The 20,234-nt window shown below is 46.3% G+C and carries 19 protein-coding genes and 1 tRNA gene; 6 read left to right on the top strand and 14 right to left on the bottom strand.

The window, feature by feature from the left end; all coding sequences use genetic code 11:
• Nucleotides 1-160: 160 nt before the first annotated feature.
• The 5 genes from QUB25_RS27820 to QUB25_RS27800 all read right to left on the bottom strand — a co-directional run bounded on the left by QUB25_RS27820 (nucleotide 161) and on the right by QUB25_RS27800 (nucleotide 6,402).
• On the bottom strand, nucleotides 161-802 hold the full coding sequence (locus tag QUB25_RS27820) for a GIY-YIG nuclease family protein (RefSeq protein WP_333188447.1): 642 nt from the start codon (nucleotides 800-802) through the stop codon (nucleotides 161-163).
• A gap of 363 nt (nucleotides 803-1,165) precedes the next feature.
• Nucleotides 1,166-4,126 (bottom strand): excinuclease ABC subunit UvrA, encoded by a 2,961-nt coding sequence (uvrA, locus tag QUB25_RS27815; RefSeq protein ID WP_333188444.1) that lies wholly within the window; start codon nucleotides 4,124-4,126, stop codon nucleotides 1,166-1,168.
• A gap of 73 nt (nucleotides 4,127-4,199) precedes the next feature.
• Nucleotides 4,200-4,652: an aspartyl protease family protein gene (locus QUB25_RS27810; protein WP_333188441.1), complete on the bottom strand. Its 453-nt coding sequence runs from the start codon at nucleotides 4,650-4,652 to the stop codon at nucleotides 4,200-4,202.
• A 204-nt stretch (nucleotides 4,653-4,856) separates the two neighbouring features.
• Entirely contained in the window at nucleotides 4,857-5,483 is a 627-nt protein-coding gene (locus QUB25_RS27805) for a 7-carboxy-7-deazaguanine synthase QueE (RefSeq protein WP_333188438.1), read from the bottom strand.
• 220 nt (nucleotides 5,484-5,703) lie between these two features.
• Nucleotides 5,704-6,402: a class I SAM-dependent methyltransferase gene (locus QUB25_RS27800; protein WP_333188435.1), complete on the bottom strand. Its 699-nt coding sequence runs from the start codon at nucleotides 6,400-6,402 to the stop codon at nucleotides 5,704-5,706.
• Nucleotides 6,403-7,352: 950 nt separating this feature from the next.
• On the opposite strand from QUB25_RS27800, the gene QUB25_RS27795 reads away from it, so the two are divergent.
• Nucleotides 7,353-8,123 carry a hypothetical protein gene (locus QUB25_RS27795; protein ID WP_333188432.1) on the top strand — a complete coding sequence of 257 codons (771 nt, stop codon included), beginning with the start codon at nucleotides 7,353-7,355 and terminating at the stop codon, nucleotides 8,121-8,123.
• A 366-nt stretch (nucleotides 8,124-8,489) separates the two neighbouring features.
• Nucleotides 8,490-8,936: a hypothetical protein gene (locus QUB25_RS27790; RefSeq protein WP_333188429.1), complete on the top strand. Its 447-nt coding sequence runs from the start codon at nucleotides 8,490-8,492 to the stop codon at nucleotides 8,934-8,936.
• 225 nt (nucleotides 8,937-9,161) lie between these two features.
• Here QUB25_RS27790 and QUB25_RS27785 read toward each other — a convergent pair whose 3' ends face one another.
• Nucleotides 9,162-9,716, bottom strand: coding sequence for a cyclic nucleotide-binding domain-containing protein (locus QUB25_RS27785; protein ID WP_333062148.1), 555 nt, complete (start codon nucleotides 9,714-9,716; stop codon nucleotides 9,162-9,164).
• Between the two features lie 333 nt (nucleotides 9,717-10,049).
• Entirely contained in the window at nucleotides 10,050-11,042 is a 993-nt protein-coding gene (locus QUB25_RS27780; protein ID WP_333188426.1) for a DUF1517 domain-containing protein, read from the bottom strand.
• A 303-nt stretch (nucleotides 11,043-11,345) separates the two neighbouring features.
• Between QUB25_RS27780 and hemB the strand changes: the two genes are divergently transcribed.
• Together hemB and QUB25_RS27770 are read left to right on the top strand one after the other, a co-directional pair.
• Complete coding sequence (hemB, locus tag QUB25_RS27775; protein WP_333188423.1) at nucleotides 11,346-12,329, top strand: porphobilinogen synthase; 984 nt, start codon at nucleotides 11,346-11,348, stop codon at nucleotides 12,327-12,329.
• Between the two features lie 499 nt (nucleotides 12,330-12,828).
• The gene (locus QUB25_RS27770) at nucleotides 12,829-13,317 is read left to right on the top strand and encodes a GNAT family N-acetyltransferase (RefSeq protein ID WP_333188420.1); all 489 of its coding nucleotides are present in this window, start codon (nucleotides 12,829-12,831) and stop codon (nucleotides 13,315-13,317) included.
• A gap of 153 nt (nucleotides 13,318-13,470) precedes the next feature.
• On the opposite strand, the gene QUB25_RS27765 is transcribed toward QUB25_RS27770, so the two are convergent.
• The 7 genes from QUB25_RS27765 to QUB25_RS27735 all read right to left on the bottom strand — a co-directional run bounded on the left by QUB25_RS27765 (nucleotide 13,471) and on the right by QUB25_RS27735 (nucleotide 18,326).
• The gene (locus QUB25_RS27765; protein ID WP_333188417.1) at nucleotides 13,471-14,406 is read right to left on the bottom strand and encodes a HAMP domain-containing sensor histidine kinase; all 936 of its coding nucleotides are present in this window, start codon (nucleotides 14,404-14,406) and stop codon (nucleotides 13,471-13,473) included.
• A gap of 25 nt (nucleotides 14,407-14,431) precedes the next feature.
• Nucleotides 14,432-15,022 carry an L-threonylcarbamoyladenylate synthase gene (locus tag QUB25_RS27760; protein WP_333188414.1) on the bottom strand — a complete coding sequence of 197 codons (591 nt, stop codon included), beginning with the start codon at nucleotides 15,020-15,022 and terminating at the stop codon, nucleotides 14,432-14,434.
• Between the two features lie 53 nt (nucleotides 15,023-15,075).
• On the bottom strand, nucleotides 15,076-16,056 hold the full coding sequence (locus tag QUB25_RS27755) for a HemK/PrmC family methyltransferase (protein ID WP_333188411.1): 981 nt from the start codon (nucleotides 16,054-16,056) through the stop codon (nucleotides 15,076-15,078).
• Between the two features lie 147 nt (nucleotides 16,057-16,203).
• Nucleotides 16,204-17,070, bottom strand: a complete 867-nt coding sequence (locus QUB25_RS27750) for a Tic22 family protein (protein WP_333188409.1) — start codon at nucleotides 17,068-17,070, stop codon at nucleotides 16,204-16,206.
• A gap of 151 nt (nucleotides 17,071-17,221) precedes the next feature.
• Nucleotides 17,222-17,295: transfer RNA gene (locus tag QUB25_RS27745), tRNA-Pro, on the bottom strand.
• A 181-nt stretch (nucleotides 17,296-17,476) separates the two neighbouring features.
• Nucleotides 17,477-17,767: a hypothetical protein gene (locus tag QUB25_RS27740; RefSeq protein ID WP_333188407.1), complete on the bottom strand. Its 291-nt coding sequence runs from the start codon at nucleotides 17,765-17,767 to the stop codon at nucleotides 17,477-17,479.
• A gap of 7 nt (nucleotides 17,768-17,774) precedes the next feature.
• Nucleotides 17,775-18,326 carry a GNAT family N-acetyltransferase gene (locus QUB25_RS27735; protein ID WP_172187348.1) on the bottom strand — a complete coding sequence of 184 codons (552 nt, stop codon included), beginning with the start codon at nucleotides 18,324-18,326 and terminating at the stop codon, nucleotides 17,775-17,777.
• A 243-nt stretch (nucleotides 18,327-18,569) separates the two neighbouring features.
• Between QUB25_RS27735 and QUB25_RS27730 the strand changes: the two genes are divergently transcribed.
• Nucleotides 18,570-18,749: a hypothetical protein gene (locus tag QUB25_RS27730; protein WP_150111529.1), complete on the top strand. Its 180-nt coding sequence runs from the start codon at nucleotides 18,570-18,572 to the stop codon at nucleotides 18,747-18,749.
• An 85-nt stretch (nucleotides 18,750-18,834) separates the two neighbouring features.
• Entirely contained in the window at nucleotides 18,835-19,560 is a 726-nt protein-coding gene (locus QUB25_RS27725; protein ID WP_006631881.1) for a hypothetical protein, read from the top strand.
• The last annotated feature ends 674 nt before the right edge of the window (nucleotides 19,561-20,234 follow it).

The following is a 20,234-nucleotide window of genomic DNA, read 5'->3' as shown; positions in this document are numbered from 1 at the left end:
AACTCGTTCAATTTTTCAAAACCTCAATATCCCTTATGGCAAGTTTTCCTCTGCGTAGAGTGACAAAAGAGGGTTAATTACACAATATTTCTACTGAAACCCTTTCCTAGCCAAGAGTCTTCATGTAATTAATTTTGTGTGGTTACTTATGCCGCGATCGCTATGTAAGGTCTGTGAGATCGAGAAAAAGTCTTTTGGCTTTCCAAGGTGCATCTAATGGAGGGTTTACAAGGTCAGGACCGTCTGACCAAAAGTTATACAAGGCTTTATAAAGTTCGATTCGGTTCATCAGGACTACAATGTTCTGTTGATGCTGTGGAGGAAGTACTCGATATTTTGCCCAAATTTGTAGAATATGATTTGCAAGAGCTTTTGAACATATGAACCACTCTCCTATCTTGCGGTGGTCAGAGAATTCGCTGTGACGTTTACGCTCTAATTTTCTATCGCCTGGTTCAAGGGCATGAAGAATTAACCGATCCGATGTGCCTGTCTGTAACTGGCGTACTCTCTTCTCTGGATGTTTTGAAAAGCCTATCTTTACACGAAGCCCCATGTAAGGATGAGATTCGATAATGGGTGAACCTACCCAGTCCTGGGGTACGGCAACAATATAGTAAATACTTTCTGCTTGACCATGAATTACATTTTGTGACCAACGAAACCATGTTTCGGCATCTTCATAAGCCCGATCTTGCTTATCGAACCCATCGCTCTTGTATAGCTCCTGGTTGCTTTCATCCAAAACCTGTGCATGAAAGTGACCTTTTTTACAAAGCTGCACCTGGATTTGGTAATTCATTCTCTTTAAGCTTTGAGAAATACACTTGAACTATTTTCCTGCTTCCATCTTAAACAATACAAACAGGCAATATAATAAATTTGCCCCATCATTATATAGAAAACTGATCCTTCAACACCAACCGACAAGTCTGAAGAACTGCCCTCACTGATAACCTCAAGCAGCCCAACTTATAATTATTGTATCGCAGTTGCGGTACAGTACCCACTATAATCGAATAATACCGCGTTCGATACAAAACAGTACTTACGCACTCCGACGCTCATCACCTTTGCTTTTTACCGAATCTGTCGGCTACAACGCCTCTTTTCGTAAAAAACCCGGTTTCTAGGCCCCTGTGCGTAAGTCCTACCAAATTTAATATTAGCTAACAGCTACAGCCTCCCCTAAAGGATGCTGCTGCAAAACCGCTTGCAAATACTTCCCAGTATAAGACCTCTGATTTGCCGCCACATCCTCCGGCGTCCCCGCCACAATAATTTCGCCGCCCTTATCTCCCCCTTCAGGCCCCAAATCGATCGCCCAATCGCAGCACCGAATCACATCTAAATTGTGTTCGATTACCAAAATTGAATTCCCCTTATCCACCAATCTTTGCAGCACATTTAACAAATGGTGAACATCATAAAACGACAAACCAGTCGTCGGTTCATCGATCAAATAAAGCGTCTTCCCAGTAGCGCGGCGCGACAGTTCCGTTGCCAATTTTACCCGCTGCGCTTCGCCCCCAGAAAGCGTCGGCGCCGGCTGTCCCAACTGAATGTAACCCAAACCGACATCAACCAAAGTTTGCAGTCTGGCGCCCGCCCGGGGAATATTTTTAAACATTTCCAAGGATTCCTCCACAGTCATGTTCAAAACATCAGAAATCGACTTGCCTTTGTACTTAACTTGCAGCGTTTCCCGGTTGTACCGTGCACCCTTGCAAACCTCACACTGCACGTAAACATCCGGCAGAAAATTCATCGAAATCACGTTCACGCCTTGGCCGCCGCAAGCTTCGCACCTTCCCCCTTTCACGTTAAAAGAAAACTGCCCCGCTTTGTAACCTCTTGCCTTCGCTTCAATGCTTTCGGCAAACAAATCCCGAATCACATCAAAGACTCCCGTGTAAGTAGCGGGATTAGAGCGCGGAGTACGACCGATGGGAGATTGGTCAATTACAATTACTTTATCAACCACATCCTCTAGAGAGCGTTCGCCTTTAGTTTTGAGGGCGTCCATATCGGGCGGTAAAGGCACTTTTTTGGTGATATAGTGTTGCAGCGACGGGTACAGCAATTCATTGATTAAAGTGGATTTTCCCGAACCGGAAACCCCAGTCACGCAGACGAGCTTTCCGAGGGGAATTTCTACATCAATATTTTTTAAATTGTTGCGCGTTGCATTTATGATTGAGAGAGCTTTGCCGTTGCCTTTTCTTCTTTCATTAGGCGTTTCAATTACTCGCTTTCCCGACAAATAAGCCCCGGTCAAAGATTCCTCTGCTGTTAGCAAATTTTCTAAACTTCCTTGCGAGATAATTTTGCCACCGTGAACCCCGGCACCGGGCCCGATATCCACAATATGGTCGGCCGCTCGCATCGTTTCTTCATCGTGTTCTACGACAATCAAAGTATTGCCTAAATCCCGCAATTTTGTTAAGGTTTGCAGCAGGCGAAAATTGTCTCTTTGGTGCAGTCCGATGCTCGGTTCGTCCAAAACGTAGAGAACACCCGTCAAACCAGAACCGATTTGAGTCGCCAGCCGAATTCGCTGGGCTTCTCCGCCAGAAAGTGTCATTGCGGCGCGGTCTAAAGTCAGGTAATCTAACCCGACATCGAGCAAAAATTGCAGCCTTGCTTTGATTTCTCTCAGAGCTAAATCGGATATTTGGAATTGCCGATCGCTCAATCCCAAATTATTTACTCGTTCGCGACAGTCGCGAATCGAAATACTGGTTAAATCCACAATTCCGTACTGTCCCAACCGCACCGAAAGCGCCTCGGGTTTCAAGCGTTTGCCCTGACAAACCTCGCAAGAGCGATCGACCCGATACTGTTCCAATTTCTGCTTGATCAGATCAGAACCAGTATCGTCGTACTGGCGCTGCAACATGGAAATTACGCCATTAAAATCTCTCCTCAAATCAGTGCTGCCCTCGCGCTTTTTACCTTCTGCGCTGCGCTTGGACTCATTGCCGTACAAAATTACCCGCTGGTGTTCGGGCTTTAATCGATACCAAGGAGTGTCGATATCAAACCCACAAGTATCAGCAATACTGCAAAGCAAAGAAAGATAATAGGAATTATCTTTGTCTGACCACGGCGCGATCGCACAATAAAGAGGCGCTTTCTCGTCGGGAACTACCAACTCCGGCGCAAAAGTCCGCAAACTCCCCAAACCGTGGCAGTTCTGGCACGCGCCGTAGGGCGAATTAAACGAAAATAACCGAGGGGAAAGTTCCTCCATTACCGCGCCGTGTTCGGGACAAGCAAAGTTTTCCGAAAATACGATCGGCCCCTGTGGTTGGGAATTTTCTTCAGTCGGTAACTCTTCAATAATCGCAATTCCCTCAGAATGGCGCAAACAAGTTGCCAGAGAATCAACTAAACGTTCTTCTAAACCGGGTTTTTTAATTAACCGATCGACAACTATCTCGATATTGTGCGTATGATTTTTATCTAATTCGATATTTTCCGAAAGTTCTAAAATTTCTCCGTTAACTTTGACGCGAATAAATCCTTCCGCAGCTAAACTCGACAATAATTTGCGGTGAGTGCCTTTTTTTCCGCGCACAACTGGTGCCAGAAGGTGAAAGCGAGTGCCGTCGGGAAGTGCCATGACTCGATCGCACATTTCATCAATTGTCTGCGGCGCAATGCAGCGATCGCAAATCGGACAGTGCGGTTCGCCAGCTCTGCCGTAGAGCAATCTGAGATAATCGTAAATTTCTGTAACAGTGCCAACCGTCGATCGCGGGTTGTGAGAAGTTGACTTTTGGTCGATCGAAATAGCCGGACTCAAGCCTTCGATCGCGTCCACATCCGGTTTGTCCAACTGTCCCAAAAACTGGCGCGCGTAAGCGCTGAGAGACTCGACGTAGCGGCGCTGTCCCTCGGCAAAAATTGTATCGAAAGCGAGGGAAGACTTACCAGAACCCGAGACGCCAGTAAAAACGATCAGGCGATCGCGCGGCAGTTCCAGATCGATATTTTTCAGGTTGTGCTGTCTGGCACCGCGAACCCGAATCGTATTTTGGTTGTTAGAGTGAGCATTCGTCACATTATGCCCGTTGCGGGATGCACTTGGCTGGCTGTTTGAGGTTTCGGCGCGTTGGGACATGAGAGTAGTGCAAAACAGTGCTTAACCATCTTAGCGCTGCCGATCGAATAGCTGGCATCCAAACTCAAGAATATCAAAGAATTGTCAAATAAGTTTCTGTCGGCCCGTCGGGCAAAACCTTCAAACTTTGATTCTTCAAATCCACTTCAATTCCCAGCGCTTCCATCGGAATCACGCCTAAAAGTGGCATTTTCCCCTCGGATAATTCCAAACACTCAAAAGTCCCTTCGCGCCCGCACAGAGAAATCGAAGCATCTCGAAAAATCCTCGCCTCACTAATGCCCGTGGCTGTTTCCACAACCACTTGCTTGAGGATTTTCAAACCCAGTCTGGCGATGACATCTTTAGGCAAACACAAAGTAGTCGCGCCCGTATCCAGCCAAACATTTTCTAGAGTAACAGACCTGACTTCCTCAAGGGGAATTAAACCATCTTCTGCTTTAGCTTCATCGATCCGATTCGTAATTACTAGGGTTGTGATAACTTTTCCCCTTGGGGTTTCCGTAGTTGTTTCCCTTACGTTCAAATTATCATAAATTGCTGCTTTATATCAAATCCGTTAGCATCGTAATAGTAAATTCGAGTTCACTGTTCACTGTCAACCGTCAACATCATTCCGGTGTAACCGGAAATGATATTAATTATCGCACATATTTCCACAGATTGTAAGGCGATGCACTCCCCATTCTGCACCGCCCACCTGACGAATAGCTCTGGCTAAATCATCAAATTATTGCACGCCAATAAACTTGTGAGTTTGCAAAGACAACCTGTAACTCTGATTCTTTTTTAGCAATTCTAATATAATCGGAATTGCTGATTCTTTCGAGTTCCATTCTGGTTGCAAAAAAACCGGAATATTCACATTGCTGACCAAATGCTTGTGATAAAATTCAACTTCTTCGCCAGTGCTAACCACCAGCTTAATCTCATTTGCTCTAGTCCAAAAAAGCTCTTGCACCGGATATTTAGGATTGACGTGTTCTTTAGGAGAAAGAGTAATCCAGGCCAGTGGCGAAACCTCCTGCCAGCAAGCACCCGAAGTTTCAATACTCACCTGCTTGTCAGCTTCTAACAAAGCTTCAACTAACTCAGGCAAATCGCGGTGAATGAAAGGTTCGCCACCAGTAATGACAACCCTCGGAGACTGCAATTGAGCTAGCAATTGTGCGATCGACTGCGGTACAGACGGCAAACCTTTGCCCCCATTGGCATAACCGGTGTCACACCAGGGACACCGCACAGGGCAACCGGCCAATCTGATAAAATCAACTAAAGTCCCCGTCCAGTAACCTTCGCCTTGAACAGTACACTGAAAAGTTTCGTGAATTGGTAATTTTAGTTGTAAATTAGACACCCGAAGTTAAGCCTCAAATCAATTAATTACGTTGTTTAGATATAATATTATATTGTTATTCCTTCGCGGTTTGCAGCAATTAAAAACAGTCCTGGACGCATAAACGGGGTTTATGAAAAAAAAATCTCCGTTTTATCCCAGAAGCTTGACTCAGAAATCCGGTTTCTTCATAGCTTTTGTATGAGTCCTTAGAAATCCACCACAAACCGCAAATAACTCTTTAATTATGCTGTTCAGGCTCCATCAGAGTAGCCCAACGACGTTTCAATGCCAAAGTCAGTCCGTCAGCAATGGGGACGACACTGAGAGTAACTCTGGGATCGTTACGCAATTTGTCGTTAAAAGTACGAATGGCGGTGGTGCTTTCGTCTTGTACTTGAGGATCAGCAACTCGTCCAGACCACAGAACATTGTCAATTATAATTAAACCGCCATTACGTACAAGTTGCAGCGATCGCTCAAAATAAGCCTCATAATTTTCTTTATCAGCGTCGATGAAGGCAAAATCAAAGGTTCCAGCTTGTCCCTCCGCTATTAGTTTGTCGAGAGTATTTATTGCTGGGCCCAACTGCAAAGAAATTTTATTAGCAACGCCCGCAGCTTCCCAATAGCGTCGTGCGATCGCAGTATATTCCTCGCTGACATCGCAGGCAATAATTTGACCGTTTGAAGGCAGCGCCAAAGCTACGCACAGCGAGCTATAACCAGTAAAAACGCCAATTTCTAAGGTTTTTGTCGCTCCCATAAGCTGCACCATGAGCTCCATAAACTGACCTTGTTCGGGAGCTATCTGCATCTGGGCCATAGGATGCTTAGCAGTTTCTTCCCGTAGTGAAGCGAGAATATCTGGCTCCCGCAGAGAAATAGATAACAGATAATCGTAAAGTTGATTTTCTAAGCCAAGAGTTGAGTTCGCCATCGGTTTGTCCTTGCTGCTGACTTTTGATTTTAGATTGTAGACGCGCCGTTAATGGAAATCGGAGACTGTAGAGTTAATTTTGGCACCTATTTTGCTGTGGCTGATGACAGGTTGCAGTAGCAGTGTCTCGGTTACGCAGAGGCAACTTGCAAAACGCGCGATCTACTTCCAAATCAGTTTATCTCAGCCACAGGTGATTTAGCACCTCTGGAAAATAAAAATGGATAGAGGAGAGCGTTTTGAGATTGCTGCTTTTTTAGCACCGCGTAACGCCGTTAGTGATACCAGTTCAAAAAATGAATGCAACTGTATACACTCTGCAAACCCATACATAATCAGCCATTCGCCATCTCAAATCTCAAATCTCAAATGGTATGAGTTGGGCAGAAAGTGACTTCATCCTGATCACGAAGTAGACGAACTGCGAAAAACATAAGTATGTCATTGCCAGTGAAATGAAGCAATCCCAGAGGTTGTGATTCGTTTACATTTTGTTACATTTTCAAGTTTGTTTGTGCCACTCTACTTAATCGCCAATGACTAATTATTGAGGACTTACGCACTCCTAAACCAGCAAACCGTTTCATTTAACTATTATGGATGGGTTCAAGCCCGTGTACGTTCCTGGAACAAACCAGGCGTCTGGAAACCCTTGTCTCCCGGAGTATTACTAATTACTAATAAACTGGGTTCAATAGGACGATTTCTTAACTGTCACACCTTATGAATCCATACCTAAACAACCTACCGCAAATCTCAACTACCTTCCACGATTGAGGTAGAGCAAGTATTTGTGGGAAAAAACAGGTTGATCGCAACCCTTGGCCTGCATTGTTACTCATAACTAATGAACCGGGATTAATAGGACGCTCACTTAACTGTCACAGTTTATTACTCCAGACCTAAAACACCTACCCACAATCAAAACAACATTCCACCAAGGCATCGCTATGTATTACACTTTCGCAGGTTTTGGTGCCGTCACAGGCATATTTTTGCTGCTAGTTTTTGCCATTCTGCAATGGCTGCACGTCTCCGCCGGCAGTTTTATTGATTGGGTAATTGCCATTGCTATTTTTGAATGGCTGTTGTTGATAGTTACAGTTCCCTGGAATATCCACTTTGAAGCTAAAGAAGTTTTAGCGCAAGCCGCAGAATCGACTAAAAAAAACATTGCTGTCGATCAGGAACAAGTCAAATACGTTACTCTATTAGTTAGCCGATCGCTCTTTGCGGCGATCGCACTTCACTTGTTTAGCGCGATCGCGCTTTACGCCCTAGCCGCCGCCGGAATTAGTGCTGTTGGCTATCTCAGTTCCGGTGCTGCACTGCTGTTAACTGTACTGCGTCCAGCTATCCGAGGTTATCAGTATTTAGCCCAGCGGCTGACAACTATCCGCAGCCAATTTTTGTACCCCCGCGAAGATATTGTCGAACTCCGCAGCCGCCTTGCAGGGTTAGAATCTACTGTTAGAAATTTGAGCGATCAATTAAATTCAGACGATCCAAATTCGTGGGCGGCTGTCCAAAATCGGGAACGGGAAGCTATTAGAAGACAATTAACTACTTTATCCGCATCTCTACAATCTTTCCAAGCGACAAATCAGGCAGAACACACTAAACTCGCAAGAGATGCAGAAAGTGCGATCGCCCAACTCACCGACGACGGACAATTTCTCAACCACGTCCGCGAAATCATCCGCTTCTTTAAAGAATCGTAAAGTCCGACGATTTTAGATTAAATAATTGAATAATTGGGAATGACTGATGACTATCTGGCTTGAGAACTGGCCTACCGTAAAATTCTGGTTCTAAACTGCTATCATTAGTCATTAGTACAATTCCCAATCCTCAACCTGAAATTGTCCATTCCCTATCTTTAGATAGATGCCAAATAGCCGCAGATAGTGAAAATTTAAATAAAAATAGAATTTTATCATTCTTCAGGAAGAGTCCATCAAGGTATTTTCCCTAACAGCAATTTTTCGCAAACTATAACCAAAGATAGTTTGTGAATGAGCTAGCTTTGGCATAATATTTAAATATAGCGCAAAGACCTTTTTGAAAATATAACTCAGGAATAAATCATGACTAATCGTCAACCAATACCCCCCAAAGAAGAAGTTAGCAAATCAACACCGGCCGACGAACAAATCGAAGCCAATATGGAAGCTCCCCACTACGACAGGGGCATTACTCCTGCGGAGACAGCAGCACGGCAAGAACGGGAAGGCGCTAATTTCATGCACACCACCAACGAAGGGAAGCAGAAAAGTGCAAAAACTGATGACCAAACCGATGACGAAAGCATTCACACCACAGACGGTTATACAGTAGACAAAGAAGGTCTGGTTAACAATTACGCGGTCGAACCGGAAATGTACATCAACGAACCGGGCGATTTGAGAGCAAAAGAAGAAGCCGAAGCTGCAGAACGCGCTCGAATTCTCGCAGAAGTCAAAGATAAAAAAGGCGAGGAAGGAAAACTGACAATGGATGGAGACGCCCGTGGCAAAGGGCCGGGCATTATCTAGATTGTGTGGTTGGTAGTTGCGTTTCAGCGCGCGAAATTGCAACTGCCAAACAGAGGGGCGGGTTTTTATAGTTCCGGTAGCTATCGATCGATATTTCCGGTACAACCCGCCCCTCTTTTTTTTTGCACATCGGTTTTTTGAGTTGAGAGGTTACATCGTACATCTCTCAATTACCGTATCAATCGGCAAGTTTTCAGACCCAGCTCAAAACAGCCTTAAAATTCCTCAAGCTTTAACATTTTCCCTCAGCCAATTAAACTTAGCCTCAGCTAGCGCCAAATTTTCCAGGACGTTAGGATTGATATCCTCTCGTTCAAATTCTGGTTGATCTAATTCAATATTGCGACCGTATTCTATATGTCGGATCGTACCGCGCATCCTGTCTGCCAGACACAGTGAAATTCCATAATAAAACCGGGAAGCAAAGCCCATATCGTTTTGAAGTTTGATTACTAACTGCCGCCTAGGAATTGCCAGCAAGTGAGTTTCTTCGATCGCCTTCACCGTTGCCAAAGGAGGGCGAGCGTCAATGAAAGAGACTTCTCCCACCAGTTCTCCGCTGGCTATTTTAGCGAGTTCTCTAGTTCGCTCAGCCTCGATCAAAACGCTTAAACTCCCATTCAAAACAATGTAGAGCGCATCTATCTGTCTCCCTTCATGTATCAAAATCCCGCCTGGATCTAAAACTTCCTTTTTGCCTTTATTGACGATCCAGTTGATATCGTCATTATTTAACTGGCTCAAAATAAAAAGTGCTTTTTTTCTGCTGCTGTCGGCCATAAGTTTTCGCTCTCGATCGCTTCTTCTTTATATAAAATTTAGATGGCGCGCGATCGCAACTTCTTCCGAAGCAGTCCTCGCTGAATACAGTTTTTTTATCCTGCCTAACTTCTTCGCAAAACCCCTATGAGGTAGGCTTTGCCCATAGCAGATGAATCACGCTGAATCATAATCTCTAAATACTAGCATTTGTTAAACAATCTTCTTTAACTCGATCGACCTTAAAAAACTCGTGTAAAATTCGCGTCTCAAAACCCATTGGGTTCACCCGCCCACCCAGCTTTGCTGCGGGATGGGGCGCGGCAGACAATGCTCCGCGCCCAGTCTTGCTCACTAAATCGATCGCAAATCAGGATAGCCCGCCAACATATCGTCAGCAGTCAGAGTGTCCCCGTTGGCTTGAGGAGTCCACAGCACCTCAACCGCCAGCAACTGCTCGCTCGATACTCCCCCAATCTGACGCAAAGCTTGGCGCAAATCTTCAGAGTTTTTCACTGCTGGCAATTGCAATTTACCTTGAGTACCGACAATCACCGTCACCACAATAAATTCCCCGGGATCTGAATTCAAATCAGAAGCCACCAGCGCCCCATTTTCCTGCAAACCTGGCAGGATATTGCTGCTCCCTGCTTGCCGGAGCTGATTGTTATAATTCGAAAGCGTTTCTTCAGTAAATTTACTGCGTTCTGCCAAAGAAAGTTGATTAAACTTAGCTTCGGCTGCTTCCAAGCGAGTTTGCACAGATTCAGCGCCCGCGTAAGCCCAGTATTCAGGATGCCGCAGCAGCGCCAGAGTAGATTCTTGCAGCACTTGAGAACGACCTGCTGCGGTATCGGTATCCGCTTTTAGCGCTAGGGAGTCGAGTTCGGCTTGCAAACCGCGGGCCTCTGCTAGCAAACCAACTTGCAAGCGGGCGACAGATACGGTGGTAGTGGGGGCGCTGTTGCCGAGTTCGTCAGTTCCACCCCCGGCGCGGCGGAAGCTTTGGACGAGGAAATTAGCAATCGAGATAAAAATCAAAATCGAGAACAGGCCGCCAAACCCGCCCCCAAAGCCAAAAAACGGCAGCAAGAACGGGAAACCGAAGCCGCCGCCAAAGCCGCCACCATAGCCGCCAGGGTAGTAGCCTCCTCCCGACGGCGCGTAAGTGCGACTAGGAGACGAGTAACTGCGCGCCGGAGCACTAAAAGATCCGCCGCCGATGCGTCCTCCGCTGCGGGCAGCCAGAGCTCCATCAGCGTTACCGAGGGCTAGCGTCAGTACCAGACCGATCGCGAATAGTGGTTTCAAAAGGGGTTTCATCTTTGAAATTAGTTGCTTGTACATAAGACCGTTACTATTCGATACATTTATAATTTACAGTCTATCCTCGCTTCTGGGCAGCCTGGTTATAGGTATGAAGCCAGCGAGATATCCGTACCAACCGATCCCACAAGCAGCGTTAGGGCTGAGTCTGGGAACGGCAAAGGCGAGAAACGACTGGCATTCCTGACTACCCACAATCGACATCCAGGCTTTCACAGAACTTTACTTAAGTACAGGGCGATCGGCCAACAATAAGCTCTAGACTTTTAAAGAAACGCCGCGAGTCCTCAAAAACAGGGCTTTATCTACCGTAAAAAAAACATTATGTTTCCAACTCACCGCCCCCGCCGCCTCCGCAACCATCCCCAACTCCGCCGGATGGTACGCGAAAATATCTTGACAACCAGCGATTTAATTTACCCCCTATTTGCCGTACCGGGGGAAGCTTTTGCCAAAGAAGTCACATCTATGCCCGGAGTTTACCAGCTATCGGTAGACAAAATAGTAGAAGAAGCAAAAGAAGTCTACGACCTCGGCATTCCCGCTATTATTTTATTCGGCATTCCCGCAGATAAAGACACAGACGCCACAGGTGCTTGGCACGACTGCGGCATCGTCCAACAAGCGACGGAAGCAGTTAAAAAAGCCGTACCAGATTTAATCGTCATCGTCGATACTTGTCTGTGCGAATATACCAGTCACGGTCACTGCGGCTATTTGGAAGTCGGAGATTTAAGCGGTCGCGTATTGAACGATCCCACACTAGAATTGCTGAAGAAAACCGCAGTTGCTCAAGCTAAAGCTGGTGCAGATATTATCGCGCCTTCGGGAATGATGGACGGTTTTGTCGGAGCAATTCGCGAAGGATTGGACAGTGCTGGATTTGAAGATATTCCCATCATGTCTTACGCGGCAAAATACGCCTCAGCTTATTATGGCCCGTTCCGAGATGCAGCAGATTCTGCTCCGCAATTTGGCGATCGGCGCACCTATCAAATGGACCCAGGAAACGGTCGGGAAGCTCTTAAAGAAATTGCTCTCGACATTGCCGAAGGCGCAGATATGCTCATGGTTAAACCCGCTTTAGCTTACATGGACATCATCTGGCGCGTGAAGGAAGCAACTAACCTGCCAGTTGCTGCTTACAACGTTTCTGGAGAATATGCGATGGTGAAAGCCGCCGCCCTCAACGGTTGGATAGATGAAGAAAGAGTAGTGATGGAAACTTTGACAGGATTCAAGCGTGCTGGTACTGATTTGATTTTGACTTATCACGCCAAAGACGCTGCCCGCTGGCTGCAAAACTGATTCACTTGATTTGAGAGGTGAGATTTGACTCCACAGCACAATCTTCGGGTATTTTCGTGGAGTCAATACCTCTCTCGATAGATGATTCTTGAGCAGGCAATAAACAAGCTATCGCTTACGCTTACCGATAAACGACGCCTCGAAATCGGCTTTTTACAGTTTCAGTGGGCTGTAACGAAGTATTGGTATGAAAAAACCCGGTTTCTCTGTAGACCAACTCCAAACCCCCTAAAAAATCAGTCATTTTATCTAAAATCTCAAATCTAAAACCTCCTATGGTATGAGTTATTAAGTTGGGAATTCTGAGTCAAAGACTTTTTTACCAAAAATACCCAAAAAAGTATTAATAATCACCGAAATTAGTTATAAAATATGTATGAATAAAAATAGTTTTGTAAATCGGGAATTAAATCATTGATTCTTCCCAAGCAAAATCAACTATACCCAGTCAGACAGTAAAAGTAACACACTTTAGATAGAAATTGAAGGCAGATTGAGCATGACATCAACGATTAGGGATTCCAGTCACATTCAATTTTGTATAGGTCGCGATCGCGCAGACATCGCACAGATCCAAGAACTATTTAAAGCCGCCGCCTTTTGGGCGAGGGAACGCAAGATAGAAGATTGGGAAATTGCGATCGCCAACAGCGAACCAGTTGTTACAGTTTGGGACGGCCCACGGGCGATCGGCTTTGCCAGAGCCACCTCAGATGGGATCTATCGAGCTACCATCTGGGATGTCGCCATTCACCCGGATTACCAAGGTGCAGGACTCGGCCGTAAATTAGTGCAAACCGTCTTGAGTCACCCTCGGATGTGCCGAGTAGAGCGAGTTTACCTGATGACAACTTACAAACAAAGCTTCTACGAGCGCATCGGTTTTCAGAAAAACGCTAGCACCACAATGGTACTTGAAAATCAGCTTCTAGAAGAGAATCTCGAATTAGAAATTAGCAACGGCGAATTGCTAACTGCTAATTGTTAAATAATCACCCGATTGGCATCAAAATCTATAATATGTAGGGTGCGTAAGAGCGCACCTTACTCCCTATAAATAATTTCCTTCTTTCATCTTCCCTCGAACCTCTTCCCCACCTCCGTTACATCCCGTACATTGCTCGTGACCGAACTTCCTTCATCACAAAGTTGCCAAAGGAATAGAACACTGAGTCCGGTTAAAATTGCACTCTTCGGACTCAGAAGGCACAGCCAGAACCTCCAACTTTCCGCTCATCAAACTTAAAAGAGTCTGATTCATCAATAACCTCATTCCAGAAGACACCTGAGAATTATCGCTGCTCTTAGTAACATCACACTCCAAATCGTGCTTCAGCAAATCCCAAGACTCGCTCCAAGCACTCACTGAACGCTGATCGTCCACCCAAATGTGAACGTATCCAGATTCCGGCGAAGCATGGGCAGACACAGAAATACTCCCCTCCTCCATCTGAGCAACAGCAGTATCTACCAAATTGACTAAAACTTGCCTAAACCTCGGCAAATCTGCCAATACATAAATCCCCGGATCGGGCGGCAATATCTCCAAACGAATGCCGCGATTAGCAGCTTGCAAGTAAGTTAAATCATCAACCTCGTCAAGAACCTTAGCTAACTGAATCGGCTCAATATCCATCCTTTCAGTGCCGTGTTCAGTTTTAGCAACAGAGATAATTTCATCTATTAATTTCACCAGCTTGAGCGCCGCGGCGTGAGCTTGCTCGACAAACTCTCGTTCCTCAGCAGGATCGTCGCACAAATCCGAGAGAATTAATTGCAGCGTACCAATCATAGTGCTCAGGGGCGATCGCAACTCGTGAGAAGTTCGAGCCAAAAAACCCGCCTTAAATTGGCTCATCTCCGATGCCATCTGATAAGCCAATTGAGTTTGCTTAAGTTGGTCAGAAAGGGCATCAAACTTCTCTAAGTGAATTTCTTGAGGAGGTGGGGCTACTTTGGGCGCAGGTTCGGGCTGTTGCGAGCTTTTTTGCCGCAGGCGCCAAATCAAACTGCTTCCCAAACCCAGCCCCAGTCCCATACCTAAATATATAAAGTCGCTCCAGCCGATCGGCGCCATATTGCTTTGCCTTGGAGTTTAGCTTTTAGCATTCTAACTCGATCGTGCCTTGTCGCAAGATTTCCCAATCGCTGCCACTCCATTTAGCCACAGTGGAAGGCAAACTCGAAGCTGTTGTCGCTGTTAATTCAGAAGGAACTAATGTCAAGACTTCCGGAAACTGAGCCTCAATTTGTGCCACCGATTCCAGAGGCGGCTGGCCGGATAAATTGGCGCTGGTAGTAGCCAAAGGGCCTGTCTGCTCTAGAATCTTTAGGGCAAGGGGAAAGTCAGGCACTCGTATTCCGATTGTACTCGGGTCGATGGGATTCATCGCCGCCGGGACTTTTGGCGAAGCCGGCAGCACCAAAGTTAACGCCCCCGGCCAATAGGATTCGGCTACTTGCTGCCACAATTTTAACTCTGCTGGACTTCCCTGCACATAGGGCCACAAGGCCTGGGCCGATGCGGCCATCAAAATCAGCGGTTTGTCTTGACTGCGACGTTTAGCTGCAAAAATCAACTCCGAGCGATCGGGCCGCGCAGCCAAAGCGGGTACAGTATCTGTAGGAAAACTGACAATATGATTGCCAGAAATTGCCCCTTGAACTAGGGCATCGATCGAAACTTGTGTCATGCCATTTTAGATTTTAGATTTTAGATTTTAGAAGTACGACATATTCTTGAAACCTAACGTCGATACGCTAAGGCAAACCGATCGATTCCTGCTAAATCAGAAAATATCTGAACTTCACCGTAACTCCCGTGACTTTGCAGCATATCAGCTACCGCCTCAGCTTGTCCCGCCATCATCTCCACCAACCAAACTCCCCCGGATTCTAAATAATCGGGAGCCGTTTCTACCAAATGCCGGATGCAATCTAACCCGTCAAAGCCGCCGTCTAAGGCCAGATGAGGTTCGTGCTTCAAAACTTCCGGTTGCAGAGTCAGTACCGTGCTGCTGGGAATGTAAGGCGGGTTAGACACCATGCCGCTAACGCGACCTTTGAGAAATGGTAGCGGTTCCCACCACAAACCTTGATAAAAATTAATTCGCGATGCAAAACCCAAATTCTCAGCATTCTGTCGAGCAACTGCCAAAGCTTCCGAACTGCAATCTACTGCATAAACCGTAGCATTTGTCAACGCAGAAGCCAATCCGATCGCGATCGCCCCGCTGCCCGTCCCCAAATCCACCCAATGCGATTTGGCAAATTCTCCCCCCCGAAGCTGGGAGAAGTTTAAGTTTTCTCCCGCCCTTACTAAAGGGGGGTTGGGGGGAGTAAATTTTTGATTGATATTTTCGGCTTCTAAACGGCTTTTAACAGCTTCTACAGCCAAATCGATCAGCAATTCCGTTTCAGGACGCGGAATTAGCACCGCCGGCGTTACTTTGAGCGAAAAATGCCGCCAATGTGCAACTCCCGTTAAATACTGCACCGGCACCCGTTCCTGCAAGCGCCGCTGCCACAATTGAGCAAGTTCAGATAAAGACAATTTTAATTCTATTTTTGGCAAATCTTTAAACGATTCCAAACGCAGAGCCAACCTATCCAAACCAGCCAGCTCTTGCAACAGCCAGTCGATTTCTGCTAGGGGAATGTCATAGGATCTCGCCTCGGTTTTAGCTTGATTCATCCACTGCCAAACCTCTAAACCCGAAACTAACATAAGGCTTCGTAATAATTGCTAATTGCTAATTGCTAATTGTTAATTACTAATTTCTAATTCGTAAATAGTAGGTTGAGTCGAGAAACCCAACCTACTAATCAATGACTGATAACTGATGACTAATGACTGATGACTGCTGGCTAACTATTAGCGAGCCGGTCGAGCTGGAGCCGGAGAGGCAGGAGCCGGCCGAGCTGGAGCCGGAGAGGCAGGAGCCGGCCGAGCTGGAGCCGGAGCAACCTGTGGATTTTGGCCCGCACCAGCAGGTTGGAGCGATCGCACAAATTCCAGCGACTCCCGCGACGGAATCAACATCATTTGGGTCAAAAACGGGTCGTTCTCAGTACGCAAAGCTTCCAAAACGCTCTCCAAGTTCACCACCTCAATCTTAATTGTGGCAGTCACGTTCGGCTGCTGCTGCTTAAAACGATCGACCATTCCCTGCAAATCCTCCTTGTTAAAAAACAAGGGAATCACCTCTTGTTGACCCCGCTGAATCGTCAAATAACCATTTTCCGCGCCGCCTCTGGCCAAAAACAGAGGTACACCGTTGAACTCGTTAACTTGTTGACCAGTCTGCTGAAGTACAGTTTTAGCCGACTGCACCTGCTGCGGAGCCGGAACGAAAGCAAATTGCACCTCCTCCGGCTTGCCTTTATTTGCTTGAGTGATCTGATAAATTTCCCCCAGCGACACCGGCATCACGCGCACCGACGCCGCCAACTGAGGATTTTTGGTTTTCAGTTGATCCACAAAAGCTTGAGCATCTTTCTGGCTGATGAAAATTCCCGCCACCGAAGCATTACCAGTTTGACCCTGACCCTGCTTGGGAACAGTAGCGATCAGGGGCGCACCCTGAGCGTCTGTAATCGTAAATACCGGCACCGAGCGCAATTTTTCCAAAATTTGCGGCTCCGGCAGCGCCAGTGCAGACATCTTGCCAATGGGAGAGGGGCCCAGCAGAGTGCTGCCGACAATTCCCAATATTGCGCCCAAACGAACTAATGATTTCATGTTTTTTCCATCAGGAGCGATCCTGAAACACATTAACGCAAAGACTGGCGACTTAACACGATCGGCAAAAACTGCCTCCATTTGTTTTCATTTGACAAAATGTAAACATCAGAGACAGTTCTGCTTCAATCTATTATTTAACATTGTGCGATCGGGATGACAGGATTTGAACCTGCGACATCCTGCTCCCAAAGCAGGCGCGCTACCAAACTGCGCTACATCCCGGTGTTATAGTTAGCTAACCTCTAACCATTAACGCACAAAACCGCTTGCTTGTCAAGCTTTTTTTAATATTTAGCTCTTGATGCAGCTAAGGCGAAGTTTTTTTCAGGTGGTGCGGTTTGACCCCACCCAAAAACGGATACAAGCCCCCGCTCCTGTCGTTAGCTGCCCACAATTTTAGACCCTAGTTCAAGCTCCCAGATTCATCTGTGGAATAAATCTCAAATCTCAAATAGTTTCTTCGACTGAGGGCGACTTGACGGCTCGACTGAGCGCCGAACGTCTGAGCACTCGCCGAATGTCTCGCCGCAGTCTCAAATCTCAAATCAACTGACAATACTTGCACCACTTCATCACAGCCCTGCTGCCGGGATACATCCCAGCGTAAATGACCGCAGCGCACAGGAGGTGCAGTTGGTGTTGGCAGCGTCAATATTGTATTGTATTTCCTCAACAAATCAACGCCGACCTGCACCTGTGGGCTAATCTGGATACCAAAACATACCTTTAATCCCCTCTGGATCGGACATAAAGCCCAAATTGCGGTAAAAATCCACCACCTGAGGGTCAGCAAATAAGGTAATGTTGCTGATATCTTCACTGCGGAGTTTTTTAATGATGTATTTCATCAGCGCCTTGCCCATGCCTTTGCCCTGGTAGTCAGGATGAACTACCACATCCCAAAGCGTGGCATTAAAAGCATGGTCTGAAGTCGCTCTGGCGAAACCCACCAGCCGTCGCTGGCTGCCCCGCATCTCCCACATAGAGACGACTAGGAAGCTGTGCTGAATAGCTTTTTTGACTTTACGCAGGGGACGGCGGGACCAACCCACTGCATTACAAAGTTCTTCGAGTTCGTAGAGGTCAATGTCCCGATCGCAACTGAAAAAGATGCGAGCGTTGCCGCTGGCGGGTTTGCGAAACGTTGGGGAAAGCGGATCGCCTAACCCAACAGCCACATCTTCCTCAAAATCCGCTGTTTGGGGTACAGAGGCAGACTCAGAACTACTAAATAAGTTTTTCCAAAAACCCATGCAGGCGCGGTTAAGGTAGTAGAAGTTGGACGACGAGAAAGAGAACCCGACAGATAAACCCACTCCGATCGGCGTAGGATCAATTGCCGGTAGCCTCTTGAGGAACAGTTTACGGTACACTCATCTTACGCCGAAAACAGGGATTTGTCGTCCAACATTGAGTCTGCGCTTTTTGGATTCTGTCAAGTTTGGTAGAACTGTTCTGCTAGCCAGTGCCCGCACAACCCGCTTTTAAGGTAAAATTTGTTGCCGAACCAGGACAGAGGCATTTTGGGAAATGCTTCTTTTGAGTGCCGCCGATCGCGCCGGAACTTATACCCTTGGTGGGAAATACCACTGGAATGGCGCAACGGTGACATTCTCGTGATAAGTTCTCAGACAGATTTGACTTTTGCTTTTAGTGAGGAGACGGGCACAATTTAAGTCGAATCGTCGAATCGAAAATCCCATTGCCATAAGGCATGGAAGAGTCAATACCTCGTATATCTCCCGCACCTTCTCCTCAATTATGGCTTCGGGTTTAAAACCATCTACACTAGAACTTCTCAAGCGCTTTAACCGAGCGTTTCCGCAGTTTTATGAGCAATTTGTCAGCAGCGAAATCCAGTTGCAAAACCTCAAATTAGCTTACCAGCTTTACAAAACTCGGCAAGCAGTCATCGAAATCCGAGCCGAAGGTAACAAAAGTGCCCTGCATTTTGCTTACCGGAACCAGTCTTTTCTATTGAGCGATATTTTTGGAGTGCTCGCGGCCTACGGACTGACGATTCACAGTCTGAGTCTGTACGGTCAAATTTACCCGCCCATGCTGGTATTTATCAAATTGGTCGTATCTCGCGGTGGCAAGGTACTGGCAGATAAAACAGCAGAAAACGTCTGTAGAGCCGTTCGAGAGGCATTGGCGGGACATTTTGAGGTTGAAGAGATGTTGGCGGTGGAATTTAATTTAGACGCGGGTTTGGAAGATGTGGCAACTGAATTCTACGTCGATCCAGTTTTCCACTTGCCAGCTTTACTGATTGAAGCAGATAATCAACCTGGACTTTTTTACAAAGTTATGTATGCCATCTGGCAAGAGGATTTGTTGGTCGTAAATGCTAATTTGCTGGTTTGGCGGGGGCGAACTCGCCTAATTCTCTACTTGTTGGGGCCCAATGAAAGTTTAATTCCCGAATATCTGGGGCAGAAAATCGCTGAGGGGGTGCGACAAAGATTGCTGGGCGAGCGATTTTAGGGCAAGCTACCGATGATCCCTAAATAACTAGATTTCTATAAGTAGACATTAGTTTGCAAAAGTTTTCCAGTGAGATAGGATAAAAAGCTCGGCAAAATTGTTCCTACAAACGAGTGTAGATAGCGGTTCTCATAAACATGGGAGACGCACAAACGATGTTGTCAAGCTTTTTAAGTTTGATGGGTAATTCATCTACAAAATAACCACCCTAATAGAAAAAACGTGCCAGATAAATAGGCGAGTTTAACAAGCAATAATCCGGAGTGTTTTTAGTTCCTACTCTGAAAACAGCGATTTTCCGTTGGTAGCTCGATTGCCTTGGAGCCTTAAAATCCTTCTTCTACGGTTGGCTATCAAAAACTGTCCGAAGTATTGAACAAGTGTTACTTTCGTTTAACACGGAATTAAAACCTCCTAATAAACAGGTTTTAATTCCGTCAACATTCTGGATTAGCAAGACACGCTTACAATTGGGAGAACGGGATAATGCTCGAAATAGTGGCGTTGAGAGCAACGGAGCAAACCATAAAACTCCCTACAGCGAGCGAATTACACAAACGCTTGGTAACAAAAATTAAAAGTTATTATCAGTGTTATTACAATACTCCGGACAGTTTTTCAAGAGGGAGGCGATGGCTTCGGCAAGCAACGCTTACGCAATAAATCACAGAAGC

It is taken from the genome of Microcoleus sp. B3-D7 (genome assembly GCF_036705305.1).
Taxonomy (GTDB): Bacteria; Cyanobacteriota; Cyanobacteriia; order Cyanobacteriales; family Microcoleaceae; genus Microcoleus.
Note: the sequence above shows the minus strand (reverse complement) of the source record. Positions and strands in the feature narration are given on the sequence as shown.